Origin of the sequence: Micromonospora sp. NPDC005174, from assembly GCF_040608495.1 — a bacterium.
Classification (GTDB): Bacteria; Actinomycetota; Actinomycetes; order Mycobacteriales; family Micromonosporaceae; genus Micromonospora.
In genome coordinates this window covers 147,396-170,080 of sequence record NZ_JBEXIJ010000015.1, presented here as the reverse complement: position 1 = coordinate 170,080, position 22,685 = coordinate 147,396, and the positions used below count along the sequence as shown (strand labels likewise).

General features: G+C 72.3%; 18 protein-coding genes. 12 read left to right on the top strand and 6 right to left on the bottom strand.

The genetic code is table 11. From position 1 onward, the window contains the following. Positions 1 to 24 precede the first annotated feature (24 nt). On the bottom strand, positions 25 to 960 hold the full coding sequence (locus tag ABZU91_RS18505; RefSeq protein WP_355241524.1) for an SDR family NAD(P)-dependent oxidoreductase: 936 nt from the start codon (positions 958 to 960) through the stop codon (positions 25 to 27). A 106-nt stretch (positions 961 to 1,066) separates the two neighbouring features. Between ABZU91_RS18505 and ABZU91_RS18500 the strand changes: the two genes are divergently transcribed. The 3 genes from ABZU91_RS18500 to ABZU91_RS18490 all read left to right on the top strand — a co-directional run bounded on the left by ABZU91_RS18500 (position 1,067) and on the right by ABZU91_RS18490 (position 3,628). Beyond that, positions 1,067 to 1,675 carry a helix-turn-helix domain-containing protein gene (locus ABZU91_RS18500; protein WP_355241521.1) on the top strand — a complete coding sequence of 203 codons (609 nt, stop codon included), beginning with the start codon at positions 1,067 to 1,069 and terminating at the stop codon, positions 1,673 to 1,675. Positions 1,676 to 1,720: 45 nt separating this feature from the next. After that, positions 1,721 to 3,058, top strand: coding sequence for a low temperature requirement protein A (locus tag ABZU91_RS18495; RefSeq protein ID WP_355241518.1), 1,338 nt, complete (start codon positions 1,721 to 1,723; stop codon positions 3,056 to 3,058). 84 nt (positions 3,059 to 3,142) lie between these two features. Continuing rightward, on the top strand, positions 3,143 to 3,628 hold the full coding sequence (locus ABZU91_RS18490) for a hemerythrin domain-containing protein (RefSeq protein ID WP_355241514.1): 486 nt from the start codon (positions 3,143 to 3,145) through the stop codon (positions 3,626 to 3,628). A gap of 99 nt (positions 3,629 to 3,727) precedes the next feature. Here the strand turns inward: ABZU91_RS18490 and ABZU91_RS18485 are convergent, their stop codons facing one another. Then, positions 3,728 to 4,114 (bottom strand): MerR family transcriptional regulator, encoded by a 387-nt coding sequence (locus ABZU91_RS18485; protein ID WP_355241512.1) that lies wholly within the window; start codon positions 4,112 to 4,114, stop codon positions 3,728 to 3,730. Positions 4,115 to 4,173: 59 nt separating this feature from the next. On the opposite strand from ABZU91_RS18485, the gene ABZU91_RS18480 reads away from it, so the two are divergent. Both ABZU91_RS18480 and ABZU91_RS18475 read left to right on the top strand, forming a co-directional pair. After that, the gene (locus ABZU91_RS18480; protein ID WP_355241509.1) at positions 4,174 to 5,160 is read left to right on the top strand and encodes an aldo/keto reductase; all 987 of its coding nucleotides are present in this window, start codon (positions 4,174 to 4,176) and stop codon (positions 5,158 to 5,160) included. Between the two features lie 155 nt (positions 5,161 to 5,315). After that, complete coding sequence (locus ABZU91_RS18475) at positions 5,316 to 6,215, top strand: TIGR01777 family oxidoreductase (RefSeq protein WP_355241506.1); 900 nt, start codon at positions 5,316 to 5,318, stop codon at positions 6,213 to 6,215. Positions 6,216 to 6,405: 190 nt separating this feature from the next. On the opposite strand, the gene ABZU91_RS18470 is transcribed toward ABZU91_RS18475, so the two are convergent. Next, on the bottom strand, positions 6,406 to 7,659 hold the full coding sequence (locus ABZU91_RS18470; RefSeq protein ID WP_355241503.1) for a PHB depolymerase family esterase: 1,254 nt from the start codon (positions 7,657 to 7,659) through the stop codon (positions 6,406 to 6,408). Positions 7,660 to 7,870: 211 nt separating this feature from the next. Between ABZU91_RS18470 and ABZU91_RS18465 the strand changes: the two genes are divergently transcribed. From ABZU91_RS18465 to lipB, 3 genes are all read left to right on the top strand, one after another. Further along, the gene (locus ABZU91_RS18465) at positions 7,871 to 9,703 is read left to right on the top strand and encodes a DUF2079 domain-containing protein (protein ID WP_355241500.1); all 1,833 of its coding nucleotides are present in this window, start codon (positions 7,871 to 7,873) and stop codon (positions 9,701 to 9,703) included. Positions 9,704 to 9,759: 56 nt separating this feature from the next. Next, positions 9,760 to 11,016 (top strand): hypothetical protein, encoded by a 1,257-nt coding sequence (locus ABZU91_RS18460; RefSeq protein WP_355241497.1) that lies wholly within the window; start codon positions 9,760 to 9,762, stop codon positions 11,014 to 11,016. An 86-nt stretch (positions 11,017 to 11,102) separates the two neighbouring features. Next, on the top strand, positions 11,103 to 11,744 hold the full coding sequence (lipB, locus tag ABZU91_RS18455) for a lipoyl(octanoyl) transferase LipB (protein WP_355241494.1): 642 nt from the start codon (positions 11,103 to 11,105) through the stop codon (positions 11,742 to 11,744). Positions 11,745 to 11,788: 44 nt separating this feature from the next. Here the strand turns inward: lipB and aspS are convergent, their stop codons facing one another. Beyond that, positions 11,789 to 13,075, bottom strand: a complete 1,287-nt coding sequence (gene aspS / locus ABZU91_RS18450) for an aspartate--tRNA(Asn) ligase (protein ID WP_355241491.1) — start codon at positions 13,073 to 13,075, stop codon at positions 11,789 to 11,791. A gap of 444 nt (positions 13,076 to 13,519) precedes the next feature. Here aspS and lipA point away from each other — a divergent pair, with 444 nt between their 5' ends. Further along, on the top strand, positions 13,520 to 14,515 hold the full coding sequence (lipA, locus tag ABZU91_RS18445) for a lipoyl synthase (protein ID WP_355241488.1): 996 nt from the start codon (positions 13,520 to 13,522) through the stop codon (positions 14,513 to 14,515). 53 nt (positions 14,516 to 14,568) lie between these two features. Next, positions 14,569 to 16,179 carry a hypothetical protein gene (locus ABZU91_RS18440; RefSeq protein ID WP_355241486.1) on the top strand — a complete coding sequence of 537 codons (1,611 nt, stop codon included), beginning with the start codon at positions 14,569 to 14,571 and terminating at the stop codon, positions 16,177 to 16,179. A gap of 13 nt (positions 16,180 to 16,192) precedes the next feature. On the opposite strand, the gene ABZU91_RS18435 is transcribed toward ABZU91_RS18440, so the two are convergent. Continuing rightward, positions 16,193 to 19,408, bottom strand: a complete 3,216-nt coding sequence (locus tag ABZU91_RS18435; RefSeq protein ID WP_355241483.1) for an AAA family ATPase — start codon at positions 19,406 to 19,408, stop codon at positions 16,193 to 16,195. A gap of 206 nt (positions 19,409 to 19,614) precedes the next feature. Between ABZU91_RS18435 and ABZU91_RS18430 the strand changes: the two genes are divergently transcribed. After that, entirely contained in the window at positions 19,615 to 20,298 is a 684-nt protein-coding gene (locus ABZU91_RS18430) for a DUF4191 domain-containing protein (protein ID WP_355241481.1), read from the top strand. A 61-nt stretch (positions 20,299 to 20,359) separates the two neighbouring features. Here ABZU91_RS18430 and ABZU91_RS18425 read toward each other — a convergent pair whose 3' ends face one another. After that, positions 20,360 to 20,758 carry an RDD family protein gene (locus tag ABZU91_RS18425; protein ID WP_355241479.1) on the bottom strand — a complete coding sequence of 133 codons (399 nt, stop codon included), beginning with the start codon at positions 20,756 to 20,758 and terminating at the stop codon, positions 20,360 to 20,362. 260 nt (positions 20,759 to 21,018) lie between these two features. On the opposite strand from ABZU91_RS18425, the gene glnA reads away from it, so the two are divergent. Next, entirely contained in the window at positions 21,019 to 22,443 is a 1,425-nt protein-coding gene (gene glnA, locus ABZU91_RS18420; protein WP_355241476.1) for a type I glutamate--ammonia ligase, read from the top strand. The last annotated feature ends 242 nt before the right edge of the window (positions 22,444 to 22,685 follow it).

The following is a 22,685-nucleotide window of genomic DNA, read 5'->3' as shown; positions in this document are numbered from 1 at the left end:
GGCGCCCTTCGCGTTTGTGACGGGTCAGCCCTTGACCAGGTCGGTCGAGACCTTCCAGAGCCGCTCGGCCGCCTCCGGGTCCAGCGCGTAGTCCGCGACGCCAGTCCGCGTGCCGGGCCGGGCGGGCGCGGCCTGCTGGCAGTCCTCGAAGTAACGTCCGCCGACACCGTCGAGCAACGGGGACGCGGCCACCAGCACCGACGTGGCGGCGCCCTGCTCGACGGTCTTCCACGCCGCCGCATTGCCGGAACGCAGGCGGTTCAGCTCCTCCTCGCTGACGTAGCGCTGGAGGTTGGTACGGATCGCGCCGGGCATCAGCGAGTTGGTGAAGATGCCGTCGTCGGCCCAGCGGCGGCTCGCCTCCACGGCGAAGAGCACGTTGGCCGTCTTCGACTGCCCGTACGCCTGCCACGGCTCGTACTCGCGGCGGTCGTACTGGATGTCCTCGAAGACCACCGGCGAGCGCAGGTGGGCGGCGGAGCTGACCGAGACGATCCGGGCCCCGTCGGCGGCGGCGAGCGCCGGGCGCAGCCCGGTGGCGAGCGCGAAGTGCCCGAGGTGGTTGGTGGCGAACTGCATCTCCCAGCCCTGCGGGGTGCGGCTCAGGGGCGCGGCCATGATGCCGGCGTTGTTGACCAGGATGTGCAGTGGGCCGTCCCAGTTGGCGACGAAGTCGGCGACCGAACCCTGGTCGGCGAGGTCGAGCGGGGCGACCAGGACGTGGTCGTTGCCGGTGGTGCCGGTGATGTCGTCGGCGGCCTTCTGGCCGGCGTCCGGGTTGCGGACGGCCAGGGTGACCTCCGCGCCGGCGCTGGCCAGGGCACGGGCGGTCTCCACGCCGATGCCGGACGACCCGCCGGTGACGATCGCCCGCCGGCCGACCAGGTCCACGCCCCGGATCACGTCCATCGCGGTGGAGTCGTGGGCGAACGACGTGGTGATCGGGTTGCTCGTCGTCATGATCCATCCTTGTCCAGGCTGGGGCGGGCCGGTCGGCCCGCCGGTACGATGGAAGCGGAGGATCCTCCGCTGCGGTCGAGACTAACCGGAGTTCCCTCCGCTTGCCATGTCCTGTCCGTGGCACCTGCCCGGCGAGGAGGAGACGTTGCCGGAGACCAACCCCCGCCCGCTGCGGGCGGACGCGCTGCGCAACCGCGAACGGCTGCTGCAGACCGCGGTGCAGGCGTTTTCCCGCCCCGGGCCGGAGGTAACGCTCGACGCCATCGCCCGCGCGGCAGGGGTGGGTATCGGCACCCTCTACCGGCACTTCCCCACCCGCGAGGCGCTGGTCGAGGCGGCGTACCGCAACGAGTTGGCTCGGCTCTGCGACGCCGCGCCGCAACTGCTGGACCGGTTGCCGCCCGAGCGGGCGCTACGGGAGTGGATGTCGCGTTTCACGGACTACCTCGCCACCAAGCGGGGCATGGCGGACGCGCTGCGCCTCGTCATCGCAACCGGCGCCAACCCGTACGCCCAGAGCCGGGACCTGCTACTGGCCGCGCTCGGCCGGTTGCTGGGCGCGGGCGCGGCGGCGGGCAGCGTCCGGGGCGACGTCGCCGCCGGTGACGTCCTGGCCGGCCTCAGCGGGATCTCCCTGGCCGCCGGAGAGCGCGCCCAGGCCGACCGGCTGCTCGACCTGCTGATGGACGGCCTGCGGCCACCGGACGCGGGCTGACCCGTTCCGTCCTCCCACCAGGCCACACGCTGCCAGAGTGGGACCGTGGGCGGCTACCGGGGGCGTGGACAACTGGGACCGGCCGTCCCCATCGCGCCCGGTGCCCGGGTGGACAAGTTCGAGGTCTTCTTCGACCTGGTCTTCGTCTTCTCCTTCTTCATCATCACCCGCGCGACCGCCGCGAACATCTCCGGCCGCCAACTGCTGCACGCCGCCCTGGTGCTCGCCGTGCTCTGGTGGATCTGGGTGGTGCACAGCCTGGTCGCCACCCGGGTACGGCTCGGCGAGGGCTACGTACCGGCGCTGATGGTCGTCTCGATGGTCGCGCTGTTCGCGTTCGCGCTGGGGCTGCCGCAGGCGTTCAGCGACCCGAAGGGCAGCGCCGCCGGCCCGATGCTGGTGGCCATCAGCTACGTCGTGGTCCGGGCCGTGCACATGTTCCTGTACCAGCACGTGGTGCGGGACAGCCCGCAGGAGCGACGCCAGCTCCGACGGTTCGCCCCGGAGCTGGCGGTGAGCATCGTGCTGCTGCTGGCCGCCGCGCTGATCCCGCCGCAGATCACCGATCCCGACCGAGCCGCCCTGGTCCGCGACGGGCTGTGGATCGCCGTGGTGGTGGTGCAGTACGCCACCGGCTTCATCGTCGGCACCTGGGGCTGGGGGGTGACCAGCGCGGAGCACTGGACCGAGCGCTACGACCTCATCCTGATCATCGCGCTCGGCGAGTCGATCATCTCCACCGGAGTGGGCGGCAACCTGCTCGGCAAGCCTGTCACCTGGCCGGCGGTGGCCGCCGCCGCGCTCGGCATCGTGATCACCGCCGCTCTCTGGTGGGCGCACTTCGACTTCGTCGGGCCGGCCGCCCGGATCGCCCTGCACGCGGCGGAGGGCGCTCCCCGGGTGGCGATGGCCCGCGACGCGTACGCGTACCTCTACCTGCCGATGATCGCCGGGGTGATCCTCTTCTCCATCGGCAACGAGGAGATCCTGCACAAGATCACCGACCCGGCCGGCGGTATCGCGGAGAAGATCGAAGGGCCGGCGGTGCCGATGCTCTTCGGGGGTCTGATCACCTACTTCGCCGTCAACATGCTGTTCCAGTTGCGGACCCTGCACACCGTCACCTGGACCCGCGTGGGCGTCATCCTGACGCTCACGGCGGCCCTGCCGATCGGCCTGCACCTGCCGGCGCTGGGAGTTCTCACCCTGGCCACCGTGATCTGCGTCGGGCTGGTGGCCGTCGAGGTGCTGACGATGTCGGGCTCCCGGCACGCGTTGCGGGCCGCGGTCTTCCACGAACGGACGACGCACGAGGCGCACGAGGCGGCGTGGCGTGCCCGCTGGCACGACGTCCGGGAGCCCGACGAGCCGACCACGCCCTGACGACGTCGATCTAGACTGCGGACAGCGTCGCGGTGTACCCGGCACGATGGCCGCCGAGGGCATGGAGGCGCGGGACAGCATGGGATGTACGTGCACCCGACGAATTCACCTGCCGACCGGCTCGCCGCCGTCGGCAATCAGATGATCGAGATCCACCTCTGGCTCCGCGCGGAACTGACCCGCCTCCGGGCCGACCTCGACACCCCCTCGCGGGACCTACGGGCCCACTGCCTGAGCTTCTGCGCCGCGCTCGGCCGCCACCACACCGGTGAGGACGCGGGCGCGTTCCGGGTCCTCGCCGACGAGGTGCCCGAGCTACGCCCGGTCCTGGCCAACCTGATCGTCGACCACGAGGTGGTGGCGGGGATCCTCGCGCGGGTCGAGGAGTTGCTCGGCGACGACCGGCCGCTGCCGACCGCTCAGGTACGCGCCGAGCTGGACGGGTTGGCCGCCCTGCTGGAAACACACTTCCGCTACGAGGAGAAGCGGCTGGTCAGCGCGTTGAACGCGCTCGCCGGCCGGCCCGGGACAGCCGAGCAGCTGCTCGGCCTGACCGCGCCGGCCGACTGAGCCGGGATGCCTCCCGGTCGCCGATGTGGCGGCGTCGCCCGCCGGGGAGACCCCCACATCGGCGCAACGGAGCGGATCCCGCGCCGGGTCGGCTCGCGATCACCGGCCCTCGTCGGGAGCGGGCGCGCCCGGCAACCGCTCGTAGAAGCGGATCTTCTCCCGCAGATGGTCGTACTGGCGCTGGAGCAGGCGCATCTGCTCCTCGACCTGCGCCGCGTGCAGTTGCAGCAACTCGCGCCGCTCGTCGACGGTGTGCTCACCGGCGCGGGCCAGCGACGCGTACCGGCACATCTGGGCGATCGGCATGCCGGTGTCCCGCAGGCAGCGGAACAGCAACAGCCAGCTCAGGTCGTCGTCGGTGAAGACCCGCCGGCCGCCCGACGTGCGACCCACGTCGGCCAGCAGGCCGATCTTCTCGTAGTACCGCAGCGTGTCCAGACTGAAGCCGCTGCGCCGGGCGGCCTCGGCGGGGGCGTAACCGGTCATGCCCCGGATGCTAGCCAGCCCTTGACCTGGAGCGCACTCCAGATTGGAGGCTGGTCCGCATGACGACGACACGCACGCTGGGACGCAGCGGCATCGAGGTGAGCGCGATCGGGATGGGATGCTGGGCGATCGGCGGTCCGCTCTGGGGTGACGGCGGACAGCCGTTCGGTTGGGGCGAGGTCGACGACGACGAGTCGATCCGGACGATCCACCGGGCTCTCGATCTCGGGGTGACCCTGTTCGACACGGCCAGCAACTATGGCGCCGGGCACAGCGAGCGCGTCCTCGGCCGGGCCCTCGCGGGCCGACGGTCCGCGGCGGTGATCGCCACCAAGTTCGGCAACGTCAGCGACGAGGCCACCCGGCGGTGGCTCGGCACCGACGCCAGCCCGGCCGCCGCCGTCCGCAGCCTGGAGGACTCGCTGCGCCGGCTCGACACCGACCACGTCGACCTCTACCAACTGCACATCAACGAACTGCCGGCGCCCGCCGCGCTCGACCTGATCGACACCCTGGAGGGCCTCGTCGACCAGGGCAAGATCCGGGCGTACGGCTGGAGCACCGACGACCCTGCCTCGGCGGACGCGTTCGCGGCGGCCGGCCGGAGCTGTGCCGCCATCCAGCACGACGAGTCGGTGCTGAACGACAACGCGGCGGTCCTCGACGTCTGCGACCGGCACGACCTGGCGAGCCTCAACCGGGGGCCGCTGGCGATGGGGCTGCTCACCGGTTCGACACGCTCCCTCGGCGCGGACGACGTCCGCGGCCGGGCACCCGAGTGGTTGCGGTGGTACACCGACGGCCGTCCGACGCCGGAGTGGGCGGCGCGGGTCGAGCAGGTCCGGGCGGCGCTGACCTCCGACGGCCGAACCCTGGCGCAGGGCGCGCTGGGCTGGCTGCTCGCCCGCAGTCCGCGTACGGTGCCGATCCCCGGCCTACGCACCGTGGCCCAGGCCGAGGAGAACCTAACCACCCTGGAGCAAGGCCCCCTCCCCGCCGACGCGTACGCCGAGGTGGAGCGCTTCCTCAAGGACCTACGCCCCTGACCGCGCCGGACCTACGCCCCTGACCTCGCCGATCTTGCACTTACTGTCGCGGCGAAACGGGCCATGCCCGGCATAACGGCGACACAAAGTGCAAGATCGGCGAGGAGTGGAGCCGGGGCGCGTCCACGGGTGGGGTTTTCGGCGAAGATGAGGGCATGCGGATCCTCATGGCCGGCGCGTCCGGCTTCCTCGGCACCCGGCTGGGCGACCGGCTCACCGCCGACGGGCACCAGGTCACCCGGCTCGTACGCCGCGCGCCGCGCGACCCCCGGGAGCGGCAGTGGGACCCGACGGCCAGCCAGCTCGACCCGACCGTGGTCGCCGAGGCGGACACGGTGATCAACCTGGCCGGCGCGGGCGTCGGCGACAAGCGCTGGAACGACGACTACCGACGGTTGATCCGCACCAGCCGGGTGGACAGCACGACCACGCTCGCGACGACGATCGCCGGTCTCCCGGCCGACGACCGACCCCGGGCGCTGCTCAACTCGTCGGCCGTCGGCTGGTACGGCAACACGGGCGACCGGGTGGTCGAGGAGGACGCGCCCGCCGGCGAGGGCTTCCTGGCCGACGTCTGCCGGGTGTGGGAGGCCGCGACCCGGCCGGCGGAGGACGCCGGGGTACGCGTGGTGCGGCTGCGCACCGGCCTGCCCCTGCACCGCGACGGTGGACTGCTCAAGCCGCAGCTGCTGCCGTTCAAGCTGGGCATCGCCGGGCGCCTGGGCAGTGGCCGGCAGTGGCTGCCGTGGATCTCGATGCGGGACTGGCTGGACGCCGTCGACTTCCTGCTGACCCACGACGAGATCGCCGGCCCGGTCAACGTGGTGAGCCCGAACCCGGTGACGAACGCCGACTTCACCCGCGAGTTGGCCCGGCAGTTGCACCGACCGGCGATCATCCCGATCCCCGCCCTGGCCCTCAAAGTAGCGCTCGGCGGCTTCTCCCACGAGGCCCTGACCAGTACCCGAGTGCTCCCCGGCGTGCTGTCGAACGCCGGCTACCCCTACCACCACCCCACCCTCCCCGAGGCCCTGAAGGCAGCCCTCCAGGACTGAAACGGCGCGGAGGCCGTGCCGGCCAGCGCGACCACGCCGCGCTGATCATGAAGCCATTGCCCGCCTCGTCGGCGTGTCGCGGCAATAACTTCATGATCAACGGGGGTCAGCGGTAGGGGGTCAGCGCTAGGGGGTCGGCGGCAGGGGGTCAGCGGTAGGGGGTCAGCGGTAGGGGGTTAGCGGTAGGGGGTTAGCAGCCGATTACCCAGTGGTTGGGGGCGGTCTGCTTGAGGGTGCTCGTGTAGAAGGTGTTGTAGAGGCCCATGCGCTGGTTCGAGCCGTTCGCGTAGGCGTAGCCGCCGGACTGGTACGCCCGGCCGGCCGTCACGTGGGCGTAGTTGGTCGCCGTCACGCAGGTCGCCGGCGTGCTCGGGGTCGGGCTCGCCGTCGGCGTCGCGGTGGGGGCGGGGGTGGGGGTCGGGCTCGCCGGCGGGGTCGCGGTCGGGGTGGGGGTCGGCGTGGTGCCGCCGTTGTTCAGGCCGAAGAAGAGCGCGTCACGGTACGTCGAGCAGATGGTGTCCAGGAAGTACGCGGCGGCGGTGCCGCACTGGTCCGCACCGGAACCCGGGTCGACAGGCGTCCCGTGGCCCATCCCGGAGACCCGGTACAGGCGTACCTCGTCGTTGCCGTACACCTCGAGGCTGGTGTTGCCCGGCAGCGACGACGTGCTGGTCGGCGTCTGCGAGATCCCCCGCACGTTGGTCCACTGGTCGCGGGACTCGGTGCCGTTGAGCGGCGTCACAGTGGTGTCCGACGTGCCGTGCCAGATGGCGACGCGGGGGCGCGGGCCGGTGTAGCCGGAGTAGGCCCCACGGACCAGGTCTCCCCAGGCCGCCGGCGTCTTGTCCGTACCCGGGTTCATGCAGCTGAACGCGTTGACCATGCTGGTGGCGCAGCGGTACGGGATGCCCGCGATGATCGATCCGGCGGCGAAGACGTCCGGGTAGGTGGCCAGCATGACCGCGCTCATCGCCCCGCCCGCCGACAGGCCGCTGACGTAGACCCGGGAGCCGTCGACCGCGTAGTTCGCCTTGGCGTGGTCGACCATCTGCTTGATCGACAGCGCCTCGCCCTGACCTCGGGCGGTGTCGCCGGCCTCGAAGAAGTTGAAGCAGGAGTTGGCGTTGTTGCCGGAGGGCTGCTGGGCGACGATCAGGGTGAACTTCCACAGGTCGGCGTACTTTTGCCAACCCGAGTTGGTGAAGTAGCCGGAGGCGTTCTGGACGCACCCGTGCAGCAGCACCACGGCCGGGGAGTTGGCCGGCAGGTTGTCCGGCCGATAGGCGTACATGGCGAGGTTGCCCGGGTTGGAACCGAACCCGGTGACCTGGGTGAGGCTGGCGGCCTGGGCGGGCGTGGCGAGGGTGATCGCGCCCGCCACGGCGAGGACGAGCCCGGCGACCGCGCCGATCAGCCGGTTGAGGGTGGACGAGGAGCGGCGCACGGTGGCCTCCTGACGGGGCAGACTGTGAACTGGGTCACGGTCAAGTTGCCGAGACGTTACGACGATGTGTCACCGCCTCGACATAGGGCACACCAACACATTCACGACAGCCGTTGTGTACGCCGAACTACCCCCGCCATCGCGGCACGGGAACCGACGACTACCGCCGGTCTGACCGGCTCGTCCAGGTCCGATTGGTAACGTCCGCTGCGTGCCGTCCTCCCCGTCGCTGGCCACCGGGCCCGCACCAGCGTCGTCGCCGCGTACCCTCCGGGGCCGCCGGGCCGACCTGATCGTCGCGCTGGTGGCGCTCGCGCTCGCCGTCTGGGTGACCAGTGGGCTGTGGCGGGACCCGAACGTCCGCACGATCACCGTCAACTCCAGCGACCAGGCGCTCTTCGAGTGGCTGCTGGCCTTCGGCGGGCACGCGGTCACCCACGGCGAGAACCCCTTCTTCACCTATCTGATCAACGTCCCGGACGGCGTGAACCTCGCGGTCAACACCTCGATCACCGTGTACGCGGTGGTCTTCGCCCCGCTCACGTACCTCGTCGGACCGCCGGCGACGTTTCTCGTGATCCTCACCCTGAACCTGTTCGCCACCGCGCTGGCCTGGTACTGGCTGCTCTCGCGGCACCTGGTGCGCAGCCGCCTTGCCGCCGGCGTGGGTGGCCTCTTCATCGCCTACTCCCCCGGCATGGTCTCGCACGCCAACGCCCACCTGAACTGGACCGCAGGGTGGTTGGTGCCGCTGCTGATCTGGCGGCTGTTCGCGCTGCGCCGCCCCGGGCACTGGCTGCGCGACGGGGTGATCCTCGGCGTGCTCGTCGCGGTGGCCTTCTCGATCGCCGCCGAGGGGCTGTTCTTCGCCGCCCTCGCGCTCGGCGTGTTCGTCGCCGTCTGGGCGCTGCACCCCGCCCACCGTGCCGAGGCACGCGCCGCGCTGCCCACCTTCCTGCGCGGGCTCGGCGTGACCGCCGTGGTGGCCGGCGTGCTGCTGTCGTACCCGCTGTGGTTGCACTTCGCGGGACCGCAACGGTTCCACGGCACCGGCTTCGACCCGGTCATCCACTCCGAGGACATCGCCGCCTTCGCCGCGTTCCCGCGCCGCTCGCTGGCCGGGGAGGCCGGGCTCGGCACCGCGCTGGCGCCGAACCCCACCGAGGAGAACTCGTTCTTCGGCGTCCCCCTGCTCGTGCTCACCGTCGTATGCTTCGTCGCGCTCTGGCGACGCGCCGACCCCGGCCGCCGGGCCGCGCTCTGGGCGCTGGGCATCGTCGCGGTGATCTTCACGGTGCTGTCCTTCGGGCCGGTGGCGAAGGTCGACGGACGGCGCACCGACCTGCTCATGCCGTTCGACGTCCTCGGCCAGTTGCCGGTGGTGAACGCCGCGCTGCCCGCCCGGCTGGCCCTGGTGGTGGCGCCGGTGATCGGGGTGCTGCTGGCGTACACCGTCGAGCAGTTGCGCACCTCCCCACCCCGGCACCGCTCGACGGAGCTGGCCTGGGCGATCGGGTTCGCGGTGGCCCTGCTGCCGCTGCTGCCCACCCCGCTGCTGACCGACGAGCGGGAGCCGATCCCCCGCTTCATCACCTCCGGCACCTGGCGCGACTACGTCTCCGACGGCAACACGTTGACCCCGGCGCCGCTGACCGTCGACATCTACCCCGACGGTCAGCGCTGGCAGGCGTACGCCCTGTCGCACCGGCAGGGCGAGTTCGCCATCCCCGGCGGCTTCTTCCTCGGCCCGGGCGGCCCCGACGGTCGGGGCCGGATCGGTCCGGTGCCCCGCACCCTGAGCGCGCTGATGGACCAGGCAGGCCGCACCGGGCTGGTGCCGATCATCACCGACGGCACCCGGACGGAGGTCCGCTCCGACCTGCGGCACTGGCGGATCGAGACGGTCGTCCTCGCCGACGCGGTGCACGGCGCGAAGTTCGAGGTCGACGAGGCGGCGGTCCGCCGTACCGCCACCGCCCTGTTCGGCGAGCCGCAACGGGTCGACGACGTCTGGCTCTGGCGCATTCCCCCGGCCGATCGGTAGGAACGGCGCAAGCGGACGGGACAGCCACACAGACCTTCATCGCGTCTAATGGCCCCATGGGAATGATGGGCCGCCAACTGGGGCGCGGGGTCGCGGCGGCTGGCGCGCTGGCCCTCGTGGCTCTCAGCGCGCCAGGCGTTACGCCCACGGCCAGCGCCGCCGCCGACCCCACAGCCAACGTGGTGCCGACCCGGGTGCACAACCCCTGGCTGTGGCAGGCCACCGTGGGGCAACGGCCCGCCGGTCCGGCGGCGCTGGTGTTCTTCACCGACCGCACCCGCTACTTCGAATCGACCGGGGTGGTGGTGGCCCGGGACGGCGCGTACCGGCTGATCCCGATCGGCATCGGCGAAGGGCACGGGCTGCTCTCCCCGGACGGACGACACTATCTGCGGCCACAGTCCGGCGAGTTGCTCGACCTCACCACCGGCCGGCAGAGCCGCCCCATGACGGCCGGGCTGGACCCGCTGGCCTGGTCGCCGGACGGGCGGCAGGTGTTGGGCACCCGCGACAATGACGACGGCGTGATCACCTACGGGCCGGAGAACCAGCAGCTCAACGATCCGGAAAAGCCCGACGACCTGCTCGTCGTCGACCCGTTCCAGGGCACCGAGCGGGTGGTCGACATCGGCACCTTCGCCCAGCACACCGCGGCGGCCTGGTCACCCGGTGGCGATCTGATCGCGGCCACCGGCTGGCCGGACGTGCCAGCCCGATTCGCCGAACGCCAACGACTGGTGGTCGTCGAGCCGACCGGCGGCGCCCCTCGTTGGCAGGTCGACCTGGGCGACAGGCGGATACTTGCCGGGCCGGCCGCCTGGCATCCCGACGGCCGGCGGCTCGCGCTGCTCGCCTTCGACGGCTGCGCCGGGCCCAGGTGCACGTCCGAGCAGATCGCCGCGCGCACCTGGCGAGTCGAGTTTCTGGACGCGGCCACCGGCCAAGCTGTCGGAACGGCCCTGCCGGCGGGCACCTCGCTGAGCGGCATCCTCGGCTGGCGTGGTGCCGACCCCGTCGTGCGCTACGACAGCGACACGGAGCAGGACACCGAGCGGCGTGCCACCCTCGCCGCGCTGTCGCTCGACGGTCGTCGCGAGGTGCTGGTGACCACGCCGGTCGGGTCGACCGACCTGATGGTGCCGGGCGACCTGCTGATAAGAGCCGCGTTCGGCGGGCCGGAGCCACGGCCGTCACCGTTCGCCGCCTCGCTCTGGGTGTACCTGACACTGGCCGCGCCGACGCTGTTGGCGTTCGTCCTCGTCATGCGGCGCATGCGTCGTCGCCGCACTGCGAGCGGTCCCGCTTCGGCGTGACAACGACCTCCCGAGTGGTCCAGCGTGGGCCCTGGTGAGACGTCTCACCAGGGATTCGAACCGTGCGCGGGACTAGGCTGGATGCCGTGACGACGACGACCCCCGGCCTGACGGCCGTCCGCGCCGGCCTGCTCGACTACCAGGCTGCCTGGGACGAGCAGCGGCGCCTGCACGAGTCGGTGGTGGCCGGCGAGCGCGGCGACACCGTGCTGCTCCTGGAGCACCCGAGCGTCTACACCGCCGGAAAGCGCACCGAGCCGTGGGACCGTCCCATGGACGGCACCCCCGTCGTCGACGTCGACCGTGGCGGCAAGATCACTTGGCACGGCCCGGGTCAGCTCGTCGGCTATCCGATCCTGCGGCTGCCCGACCCGGTGGACGTCGTCGCCTACGTCCGCCGGACGGAAGACCTGCTCATCGGCGTGTGCGACGAGTTCGGGCTGACCGCCGGCCGGGTCGAGGGGCGCAGCGGCGTCTGGGTGCCCGAGGACGACCGGGGGCCGGCCCGCAAGGTCGCCGCCATCGGCATCCGCGTCGCCCGGGGCGTCACCCTGCACGGCTTCTCGATCAACTGCGACTGCGACCTGGCGTACTTCGACCGGATCGTGCCCTGCGGCATCCGCGACGCCGGCGTCACGTCGCTCACCGCCGAACTGGGCCGCCCGATCACCGTCGCCGACGTGCTCCCCGTGGTCGAGCGCCGCCTCGCCACCCTCGTCGAGGTCTGAGCCCGCACGGGCCGGCGTCACCGGACGCCGACCCGTGCCCCCGCTCACGGCGTCAGGCGGTGCAGGTCCCGTGGGAACGCGGTGACCTCCCGGACGTTGGCCGCGCCGACCAGCCGGGCCACGAACCGTTCCAGACCGATGGCGAACCCGCCGTGCGGCGGCATGCCGTGCCGGAACGCGTCCAGGTAGCCGGCGTAGGGCTCGACCGGCTCACCCCGGGCTGCCAGCGCCGCCAGGTAGTCGGCGTGCCGGTGCAGCCGCTGTCCCCCGGTGACCAGCTCCACGCCGCGAAAGAGCAGGTCGAAACCGTTCGAGTACGCGGGCTGCGCCGGGTCCGGGTGGGTGTAGAAGGGCCGTTTCGCCATCGGGTAGCCGGTGACGAAGAGGAAGTCGGACCCGTGTTCGCGCAGCGCCCACTCGCCGAGTGCCCGTTCGTGGGCGGGCGCGAGATCCGGCTCGTCGGCGGGCGCGCCGGCGATCGTCAACGCCTCGGTGAAGTGCACGGCCGGAATCTCCGCCGGCACCTGCGGCGGCGTGACGCCGAGCGCGGCCAGCGCGCCGCCGGCCCGCTCGCCCGTCGTGCCCAGCATCTGCGCCACGGTGTCACGCAGTACGCGCATCACGTCCCGGTGGTCGGTCACGAAGCCCAGCTCCGCGTCGAGCGACGTGTACTGCGCGAGGTGCCGGACGGTGTCGTGCGGTTCGGCCCGGAAGACCGGCCCCACCTCGTAGACACGTTCGAAGACGCCGACCATCAGTTGCTTGTAGAACTGCGGCGACTGGGCCAGGTACGCGGGCCGGCCGAACCAGTCCAGCGCGAACACGTTCGCCCCGCTCTCCGTGCTGGCGCTGACCACCTTCGGAGTGTGGATCTCCACGAAGTCGCGCGCGTCGAGCGCGGCCCGGAACCCGGCCACCGCCGCCGCCGAGATCCGCAACGCGGCCGACCGGGTGGGGTGCCGCAGCGCGGTCGGTGCGTTGTCCAGCTGGGTGGGCAGGCTCGCGGTGAGCGCCGGCCGGTACAGGTCGAACGGTGGCGGCACGGCGGGCGGCCCGAGTGGACGTACCGTCGGGTCGGTCAGCTCGACCCCGGCGGGTGCCGTGGTGTTCGACGTGGCCGTGCCGACGACCTCGACGACCGTCTCCTCGGTCAGTCTCTCCAACTCGGCGCGGACGGCCGGGTCGGTGACGACCACCTGGGCCAGGCCGGCCGCGTCGCGCACGATCAGGAAGGCCACCGACTTGAGCAGTCGGCGTCGGTGCACCCAGCCGGCGATACGCACGGTCGAGCCGATCTGGGCGGCCAGGTGGTGGGACAGGGTTCGTCGCATGGCGTGCTGCTCCTCGGTCAATCGCCACGCTTCACCGCCCTGGGTGGCGAAGCGTCGCGTCAGCCCCAGGGAGGTGTGGGCGAGCGGGAACCTCGCGGTGCCACCACACCTTCACCCCCGCCGGAGCGGGGGCCTCGTTCGTCACCTGGTGACCGGGGCCAGCCGGGCGGGCTCTACTAGGCGTCGCCGCCGTTCTGCCCGCAGCTCGGGAGGGTCTTCACGCCCCGGCGCCAGACCGCCTCTCAGCACCGGCGGCTCTCTGCACTGGCGGGGTCGGGGTGCTACTCGGCTCCGTCGTCGCTGTTGCCGGCGACGCTAACACCCCCACCGCCGGCGTGTGACGCCATTTTTCGGCTCACCGGTGTTCGGCGTCACAACATCAGCGGCGTGACGCCGGTCGCCTGACGTACATAGACGGCCACCATCCGGCGTAGGCTCGTTTTCGTGACGATCGAGCACTCCGCGCCGACGACCGGCCAGGCAGCGCGCACCGCGACGGCCGCCCCCGAGGGGCGTCGCCTGCTGCGTATCGAGGCGCGCAACGCCGAGACGCCGATCGAGCGCAAACCCCCGTGGATCAAGGTCAAGGCCAAGATGGGCCCGGAGTACACCCAGCTGCGCGGGCTCGTGTCGCGCGAGGGGCTGCACACCGTCTGCCAGGAGGCCGGCTGCCCCAACATCTACGAGTGTTGGGAGGACCGGGAGGCCACCTTCCTCATCGGCGGCGACCAGTGCACCCGGCGTTGCGACTTCTGCCAGATCGACACCGGCAAGCCGGCCGAATTCGACGCCGACGAGCCGCGTCGCGTCGCCGAGTCGGTGGTCTCGATGGGTCTGCGGTACGCCACCATCACCGGCGTCGCCCGCGACGACCTGCCCGACGGTGGGGCCTGGCTGTACGCCGAGACGGTCCGGCAGATCCACGCCCTGCAGCCCGGCTGCGGCGTCGAGCTGCTGATTCCCGACTTCAACGCGGTCCCCGAGCAGTTGGCCGAGGTCTTCGGCTCCCGTCCCGAGGTGCTGGCGCACAACGTGGAGACCGTGCCGCGCATCTTCAAGCGCATCCGGCCAGCGTTCCGCTACGACCGCTCGCTGGACGTGATCCGCCAGGCCCGCGCCGACAGCCTGGTCACCAAGAGCAACCTCATCCTGGGCATGGGCGAGGAGCGGGCCGAGATCTCGCAGGCGCTGCGCGACCTGCACGAGGCGGGCTGCGAGCTGATCACCATCACGCAGTACCTGCGCCCCTCCCCCCGGCACCACCCGGTGACCCGCTGGGTCAAGCCGGAGGAGTTCGTGGAGCTGCGCGAGGAGGCCGAGGAGATCGGCTTCGCCGGGGTGATGAGCGGTCCGTTGGTGCGCTCGTCGTACCGTGCCGGCCGGCTCTACCAGCAGGCGCTCGACGCCCGCGCCGCCACCACGGTGACCACCGCCGGCTGACCCGCCGACAGCGCCGCACGGACCGTGCGGCGCCCGGGTGTCATGATCGTGCGATGACCGCCGGGGTACGCGACCAGCCGCGCGGCGCGGATCGACCGCGTCCGCGGCCCGGCGCCCACCTCGGGCTGGTCGGCTGGCTGACCGCCCTGGCCCTGCTCGCCGGCATCGGCTACCGGCTCTGGCTGGTGGCACACGCGACTCCCCCGACGAACAGCGACGAGGCCACCATGGGCCTGGCCGCGCTGCACATCGCCCGGGGCGAGGGGTTCCCGGTCTGGTTCTACGGCCAGCAGTACATGGGCACCCTGGAGGCGTACCTGGCCGCGCCGGTGTTCGCGGTCGCCGGCCCGTCCCTGGTCGGACTGCGACTGCCGACGCTGGCGCTGTACGCGCTGTTCCTGCTGCTGGCCTGGCGGCTGACGCTGCGGCTGACCGGGGACCGCTGGTTCGGCCTGCTGGTGGTCGTCCTGCTCGCCCTCGGCGCCGACCGGGTCGTCAAGAACCAGCTCATCGCCGGCGGGGGCTACCCCGAGATGAACGCCGTCGGGGTAGCGCTCGCCCTGCTCGCCGTCGACCTGGCCGCCGGCCGACCCGGATGGCGACTCGCACGCTGGGCCGCCTGGGGGTTCCTGGCCGGCCTGCTGCTCTGGGTGGACCCGCTGGTGCTGCCGTACGTCGTGGCGACCGGGGCGGTGCTTGTCGGGTTCCGCCACCGGGAGCTGCGCGGGCGGACCGGCGCGTTCGTCGGGGCGGCAGTCCTGCTGGGCGCCGCCCCGCTGCTGGCGCACAGCCTGTTGACCGGCCGCAACCCGGTGAGCGCGGTGCTCGCCGCCGGCGGTGCCGACGACTCCGCCGGCTGGACGGACCGGCTGCACGGCGGGCTGCTGGTCGGGCCGCCGCTGGGCATGGGGTTCTGCGGCCCCGGTTCCTGCGCCACCTGGCAACTGTGGTGGGCGTACGCGCTGCCGGTGTTGCTGGTCGTCGCGGCCGGCACCGCCTGGCGGACCCTGCGCCGCCCACCCGCCCCGGCCGGCTCGGACGAGGTGTCACCCCGGGTCACGGGTGCGGTGCGGCTGGCCCTCGTGCTGGCCGCGGTGGCGACCCTCGTCGCGTACACCGTGAGCAGTTCCTCCGGCCTGACCCCGGCGGAGAGTTCGCGGTACCTGTCGACGCTGCTCATCGCCGTGCCGGCGCTGCTCTGGCCGGTCTGGGCGCTGGCCCGGTCCCGGCCGGGGGCAACCGCGGCCCGGCCGATCGCGCTGGTCGTCCTGGCCGCCGCGTTGCTCACCGCCGCCTACGCGACGGCACAGGCGGCGCGGACGACGTCGGCGAACCGGTCCGACGAGGCCCGGCACGCCGAGCTGGTGGCCGCGCTGCGTCACCTCGGGGTACGACAGGTGCGCGCCGGCTACTGGACCTGCAACCGCCTCACCTTCGCCACCGCGGAGGAGGTGGTCTGCGCGGTCGTGGACGACGACCTGCGCCCCGGCTTCGACCGCTACCCCGCGTACCGCCGCGAGGTGGCGGCCGCCGCTGCGCCGGCCTGGGTCGCGCCGGCCGGCTCGCCGCTGGCTGCTCGGCTCGACGGGCGACTCGGCGCGGGACCGGACGCCCTCGACCTGGTCGCCGTCGACGGCTGGCGGATCTACCTGCCGCGCGCCTGAGCACGGCCCACCGTCACGCCTGGACGGCGGGCTCGGCGAGCAGGCCGAGGCGGTGGGCCAGCGCGGCGGCCTCCCCGCGGTTGGTCACGTCCAGCTTGGCGATGATGCGCGAGACATGCACGCTGGCCGTCTTCGGGGAGATGAACAGCCGCTCGGCGATGCGGCTGTTGCTGTGCCCCTCGGCGACCAGCCGTAGCACCTCCCGTTCCCGGGACGTCAACAGATCGGGGCCGGTGGTACCCGGGCCGGCGCCGCGTAGACCGACCCGCCGTGCGAGGGTGGAGGCGGTCTCGGCCAGCGGCGTCGCGCCGAGCCGCCGCGCGATCTCGGTGGCCTCGGTGATCGCCGATGACACCTCGTCGCGCTCGCCGGCCACGGCCGCGGCCTCGGCAAGGGCCAACAACGCCCGGCCGAGCGGGTACGGCTGCCCGTCGGCGCGCCACGCCCGCACCGCCGCCCGCCACGCCGGCAACGCCTCGTCATCGGTCGCCAGCAGGGCGCTGACCTGGGCGCAGTGCGCCCGTGGGGCCGGGTGCCGTGCCGGCAGGTCGGCCGCGAGCGCGGCCACGGCGGCGGCCAGCTCCCGATCACCCGTCCGGGCGGCGGTACGCGCGGCAGCGCTCAACACCGGCCAGCCCTCGCGGGCAAGCTGCGGCAGGCTCTCATCGGCCACCGCGACGCGTGCGGCGCGTACCGCCTCGGTCGTGTCGTCGGCGGCCAGCGCCGCCTCTATCCCCAGCTCGTGCAGGGGCAGTCGGTGGTTCGGCCACAGGTAGGGCCGGCCGAGGAAGGCCAACGCGCGGGCGACCATCTCATCGGCCGACGGGTGCGCCCGCGCCAGCCGCAGACCCGCGCCCACCTGAAGCCAGTGCAGACCGGTCACGCCGGACAGGTCGATCCGGGCCGCCTCGGCGCAGACCGTCTCCGCCTCGTCCCAACGGCCCAGCGCGATCAGCGCCTCGGCTCGGTTGGACAGCAGGTACGCCCCGGTCGAGCGGCTGATCCCCACCCGTCGCGCCTCGGCCACGCCGGCCTCGGCCGCCTCGGCCGACTCGGCGTAGCGACCCGCCTCGCAGAGCATGTCCGACTGGAACACCTTGGCGAGCACCAGGGCCGGCACGTCACCGGACGCCCGGGCCACCGCCTCCGCGTGATCCAGTTCCGCGAGCCCTCGTTCCCCGTCCCGTTCGCCCTGACAGAGCAGCGCGATCCGGGTCGCGAGCAGGGCCGGTTCCGCGCCCAGCGCCTTGGCGTCCGTGGCAGCCTCGGCGGCCACCCGGGCGGCCTGCGCCGCATCGATCTTGACCAGGTGGGTGGCGATGTCGGCGAGCAGCCGGACCCGCTCGACGCCGGACGGGCCGCCGGCCGCCAGGCGGTACGCCTCGTCCAACTCCCGACGGCCGTCGCTCTTGCCCAGAAGGGCCATCAGTCGGCCGCGCTGGTCCAGCAGGCGGGCGGCGCGCAGCGGCGCGGCGTCGGCGTCCACCTCGGCCAGTCCGGCACGGGTCAACGTGATGGCACGGCTGAAGTCGCCGGCCGTCACCGCCGCGTCCAGGGTCTGCTCCAGCAACGCCAGATGGTCCATGCCGAGCAGGTCGGCCGCGTCCGGCACCAGCTCCCACAGCTCCAACGCCCGCTCCAGCAGTCGACGCTGCTCGGCGTAGGCGTACCGGTCGGCGGCGGCGCAGGCCGCGACCCGCGCGGCGACCAGGGCGCGGGGGTGGTCGTGCGCGGCGTACCAGTGGTGGGCGATCTCGGCCGGAGCGCGGCCGGCGACGACCAGGTGGGGTTGGGCCTCGATCGCGGCGGCGAACCGCGCGTGCAGCCGGGCGTGCTCACCGGGCAGCAACTCGTCGTGCACGGCCTCGCGTACCAGGGCGTGCCGGAACTCGTAGTCGCCGTCCGGGTCGGCCACCACCAGTTGGGCCGCGACGGCGGCGCGCAACGCGTCCTCCAACTCGGCCTCGGGCAGCCCGGCGACCTCGGCGAGCAGGTCGTGGGCGAAGCGGGTGCCACCGGCGGCGGCGATCCGCAACACCCGCTGGGCCGGCTCGGGCAACCGGTCCACCCGCGCCAGCAGCAGGTCGCGCAGCGTCTCGGGCAGCGCCGCGCAGCCGAGCGGGTCGCCGGCGACAGCCAACTCCTCGATGAAGAAGGGGTTGCCCTGCGTACGGTTGTGGATGTCGTCGACAGCGCGCGGCGACGGCTCGCCGCCGAGCAGGTCGGCGAGGACCGCGCCGGTGCCGTCGCGGTCCAGCCGGCCCAGCTCGACCCGCTCGACCCCACGGGCCCGGTCCAGCTCGGCGAGGAACGGGCGCAGCGGGTGCCCGCGCTGCAACTCGTCGGTGCGGTAGGTGCAGACCAGCAGCAGCCGGCCGGGCCGCGCGGCCCGGACCAGGAAGCCGATCAGATCCCTGGTGGACCGGTCCGCCCAGTGCAGATCCTCGATCACCAGCAGCAGCGGCCGGGCGTCGGCGAGCCGCTGGAACAGCTCCGCGACCAGGTCGAACAGGTAGCCACGCGGGGCGTCCGTCAAGGGTCCCGCGCTCGACGCGATCGACGCCGCCGGCACCCGGCCCAGCTCCGGCAGCAGACGGGCGAACTCCGCCTCGTACCCGGCGAAGACCTCCGGGCCGTCGGCACGCAGCACCGCGCGCAGGGCCGCGGCGAACGGGGCGAACGGCAGACCCGCCTCGCCCAGCTCCAGGCACTGGCCGACCAGTACCCGGGCGCCGGCGGCGGTGGCCCCGGCCGCGAAATCCTCCAGCAGCCGGGTCTTGCCCACCCCGGCCTCGCCACCGACCAGCACGGTGGCCGGCTCGCCCCTGCCGGCCCGACTCAGCGCGTCGTGCAGCGCCGCGAGCTCGCGTTGACGGCCGACGAGCACGGAACTGGCGGCACGTACGGTCACGGCACCGAGCATGCCATGACCGGACGACACGCCGTCCCCACCGACCGACCCGTGCCACGGCGGGCCGGCCGACGGGTGCGGCCCCGTCCCGCCGCCGTGAATGGGCGACGGGACGGGCCGGTCGGCAGTGGCGGGTGGGACCGTCGCGGTCACCGGCGGTCGTCCGCCGCGGCGGGCCGGCTGGCGGCGGCCCATCCAGGTACGGCCGCCGCAGCGTGGCACCGACCGGGCCAGGCGCTCGGCCGCGGCGTCGGCCCGCAGCTCAGCGGCATGCGTACGGTGCAGGGAGAGCAGAAAGTCCACGTCGTTGCCGAACATGTCAGGCTCCTTCGTCGCGTCGTCGTCCTCTGCCGACAACTCTTCGCGCGAAGGCCCCGCCCCGGCATGGGCACGACGCCTCATCTTCCCCAGCCGCACCCTCCTTACCCGCCCGGTCGGGGCACCCGGGCCGACGTAAGGTACTCAGCTCGGCGGCACCCGGACGCGGATCAACCCGGGCGACGGCGACCACTAGACTCTCCGGCATGGCAAAGCCCCAGGAGAAGGTCTCGTTCGGCCAACGGCTGAAGCAGATCGGGATGGTGTTCCAGTTCACCGCCAAGCAGGACCGGTGGTTCGCGCCGCTGGTCGCCGCGGCGGTGCTCATCCCGCTCGCGCTCACCGTGGTCGCGGTGATCCTCTGGAGCTGGATCTGGCTGCCGCTGGGCATCCTGTTCGCCCTGCTCGCGGTCCTGATCGTGCTCAACCTGCGGTCCAATGCGGCGATGATGAACGCCGCCGAGGGGCAGCCCGGGGCGGCGGCGCAGATCATGGACAACATGCGCGGCGACTGGCGGGTCACCCCGGCCGTCAGCTCCACCACCCAGATGGACATGGTCCACCTGGTGATCGGCCGGCCGGGCGTGATCCTGCTGGCCGAGGGCAACCCCCAGCGCGTACGCGGTCTGCTCGGGCAGGAGAAGCGCCGACTCGCCAAGGTCATCGGCTCCGCCCCGCTGCACGACTACGTGATCGGCCAGCAGGAGGGCGAGCTGCCGATCCGCAAGCTGCGCACGACGCTGCTGCGGCTGCCCCGCGCGCTCAGCGGCAAGGACGTCAACTCGCTGGACAAGCGCCTCAAGGCGCTCACCGCCCGTCCGCAGATGCCCAAGGGCGCGATCCCGAAGAACATGCGGCCGCCGGGCGGCGCCCGTCAGCCGCGACGCTGACGCGTACACCGCAGAGGAGCCGGACCCCCGCGGGTCCGGTTCTTTTCGGTGCAGCCTGGCTTCAGGCGCGGGGGGCGTCGACGACGACCGAGTCGACGAGGCGGTCGTGCACCCCACGGCGGTGCTCGTCCATGATCAGCGCAGGTACGACGAGCGCCAGCAGCACGCCCCGGGCCAGCGCGCGGAGCAGGCCGATCCGGCCCCCGTCGTGCCAGTTCACGCAGCGGACCTTGGTGATGTACATGCCCGGGGTCTGCGCGAACAGGCCGAGGAAGATGCCGTACTCCAGGATCAGCACGAGCACCGGCGCCCAGCCGTCGCGTACCGGGTCGGCGAAGATGTTGGCCACCAGCAGGCAGAGCACCCAGTCGATGATCAGCGCTCCGAAGCGCTGCCCCAGGCTCGGCGGGGTGAAGGTGGGGTCGCTGGCCGGCGCTGCCGGGACGTGCGGGTTGGTCACAGCGATCAAGGGTATCCGCGACCCGATCGGCCCCTCGGAGTGCCGTCACCACTGCGTGCCGATTCGGGCCAATGACCTCAAGTGTCACTACACTGACCCAGCCGGTACGCCGTTCCCGCAGGTTGAGCGCCCGGACAGGAGCATCCTGACGCTCCGCGAGGGACGTAACACGGCAGAAACACTGAAGACATGGCCGGGCAACTCCCCGGCCCTAGCGTCGCCAGAAGCCTAGCCACCCCGTGGACGTGCCAGGAGGATGTGTGTTCGCCAATCCCGAGGAACTCCTGCGATACCTCAAGAACGAGGACGTGAAGTTCGTCGACGTTCGTTTCTGTGACCTGCCCGGTGTGATGCAGCACTTCAACCTGCCGGTCGAGTCCGTCAACGACGACCTCTTCACCGACGGCCTCGCGTTCGACGGCTCGTCGATCCGCGGTTTCCAGGCGATCCACGAGTCGGACATGCTCCTGCTCCCGGACGTCGCGACCGCGTTCATCGACCCGTTCCGCGCGCAGAAGACGCTCGCGCTGAACTTCTTCATCCACGACCCGTTCACCCGCGAGGCCTACAGCCGCGACCCGCGCAACGTCGCGAAGAAGGCCGAGGCGTACCTGGCGGCGAGCGGCATCGCCGACACCGCCTACTTCGGCGCCGAGGCGGAGTTCTACATCTTCGACTCGATCCGCCACGAGACCTCGGCGCACCAGTCGTTCTACTACATCGACTCGATCGAGGGCGCCTGGAACACCGGCCGCGAAGAGTCGGGCGGCAACCTCGGCTACAAGACCGCCTACAAGGGCGGCTACTTCCCGGTGCCGCCGGTCGACCACTACGCCGACCTGCGTGACTCGATCGTGCGTCGCCTGGTCGACACCGGCTTCACCGTGGAGCGCTCGCACCACGAGGTGGGCACCGCCGGCCAGTCCGAGATCAACTACAAGTTCTCGACGCTGCTGCACGCCGGTGACCAGCTCCAGCTCTTCAAGTACATCGTGAAGAACGAGGCCTGGGCCAACGGCAAGACCGCCACGTTCATGCCCAAGCCGCTCTTCGGTGACAACGGCTCCGGCATGCACACCCACCAGAGCCTCTGGCTCAACGGTGAGCCGCTGTTCTACGACGAGACCGGCTACGCCGGCCTGTCCGACATGGCTCGCTGGTACATCGGCGGTCTGCTGCACCACGCGCCGTCGCTGCTGGCGTTCACCAACCCGACGGTCAACTCGTACCGTCGCCTGGTCCCCGGCTACGAGGCCCCGGTCAACCTGGTCTACTCGCAGCGCAACCGCTCCGCCTGCACCCGCATCCCGGTGACCGGCAGCAACCCGAAGGCCAAGCGCGTCGAGTTCCGCGTGCCGGACCCGTCGGCGAACGTCTACCTGGCCTTCTCGGCCATGATGATGGCCGGCCTGGACGGCATCAAGAGCAAGATCGAGCCGCCGACGCCGATCGACAAGGACCTCTACGACCTCCCGCCGGAGGAGTGGGGCGACGTCAAGCAGGTCCCGGGCTCGCTGCCGGCCGTGCTCGACTCGCTCGAGGCCGACCACGACTACCTGCTCGAGGGCGGCGTCTTCACCCCCGACCTGATCTCCACCTGGGTCGACTGGAAGCGCGCCAACGAGGTCGACCCGGTGCGTCTGCGCCCGACCCCGCACGAGTTCGCCATGTACTACGACTGCTGAGCAGTCACACCGCACCACCGTCTGGGCCGGCTCCGCGATTCGCGGGGCCGGCCCAGACGCATTGGCACGCTCCCGCTTCGCCAGGTTGGGTCGGGTCGCGCTCGGCGCGACCAGCGAGCGGAGTGCCCCGGGCTGCCTCCTCCGAGGAGGGTCGGCCTGTGTCCCAGTCGTCCTTTGCTCTGCTTCAGCTGAGGAAACACCTGGACGTCCGATAATCGGGCACCTGGTGTTGCCTCCGCTGA

What these genes read in the sequence shown, in the direction of transcription:
- ABZU91_RS18440 (WP_355241486.1), top strand. Translation starts at nt 14,569, where the DNA reads ATGACCGCCGGGGTACGCGACCAGCCGCGCGGCGCGGATCGACCGCGT.
- ABZU91_RS18435 (WP_355241483.1), bottom strand. Translation starts at nt 19,408, where the DNA reads ATGTTCGGCAACGACGTGGACTTTCTGCTCTCCCTGCACCGTACGCAT.
- ABZU91_RS18475 (WP_355241506.1), top strand. Translation starts at nt 5,316, where the DNA reads ATGCGGATCCTCATGGCCGGCGCGTCCGGCTTCCTCGGCACCCGGCTG.
- ABZU91_RS18460 (WP_355241497.1), top strand. Translation starts at nt 9,760, where the DNA reads ATGGGAATGATGGGCCGCCAACTGGGGCGCGGGGTCGCGGCGGCTGGC.
- ABZU91_RS18430 (WP_355241481.1), top strand. Translation starts at nt 19,615, where the DNA reads ATGGCAAAGCCCCAGGAGAAGGTCTCGTTCGGCCAACGGCTGAAGCAG.
- ABZU91_RS18505 (WP_355241524.1), bottom strand. Translation starts at nt 960, where the DNA reads ATGACGACGAGCAACCCGATCACCACGTCGTTCGCCCACGACTCCACC.
- ABZU91_RS18485 (WP_355241512.1), bottom strand. Translation starts at nt 4,114, where the DNA reads ATGACCGGTTACGCCCCCGCCGAGGCCGCCCGGCGCAGCGGCTTCAGT.
- ABZU91_RS18490 (WP_355241514.1), top strand. Translation starts at nt 3,143, where the DNA reads ATGTACGTGCACCCGACGAATTCACCTGCCGACCGGCTCGCCGCCGTC.
- ABZU91_RS18500 (WP_355241521.1), top strand. Translation starts at nt 1,067, where the DNA reads ATGTCCTGTCCGTGGCACCTGCCCGGCGAGGAGGAGACGTTGCCGGAG.
- ABZU91_RS18480 (WP_355241509.1), top strand. Translation starts at nt 4,174, where the DNA reads ATGACGACGACACGCACGCTGGGACGCAGCGGCATCGAGGTGAGCGCG.
- aspS (WP_355241491.1), bottom strand. Translation starts at nt 13,075, where the DNA reads ATGCGACGAACCCTGTCCCACCACCTGGCCGCCCAGATCGGCTCGACC.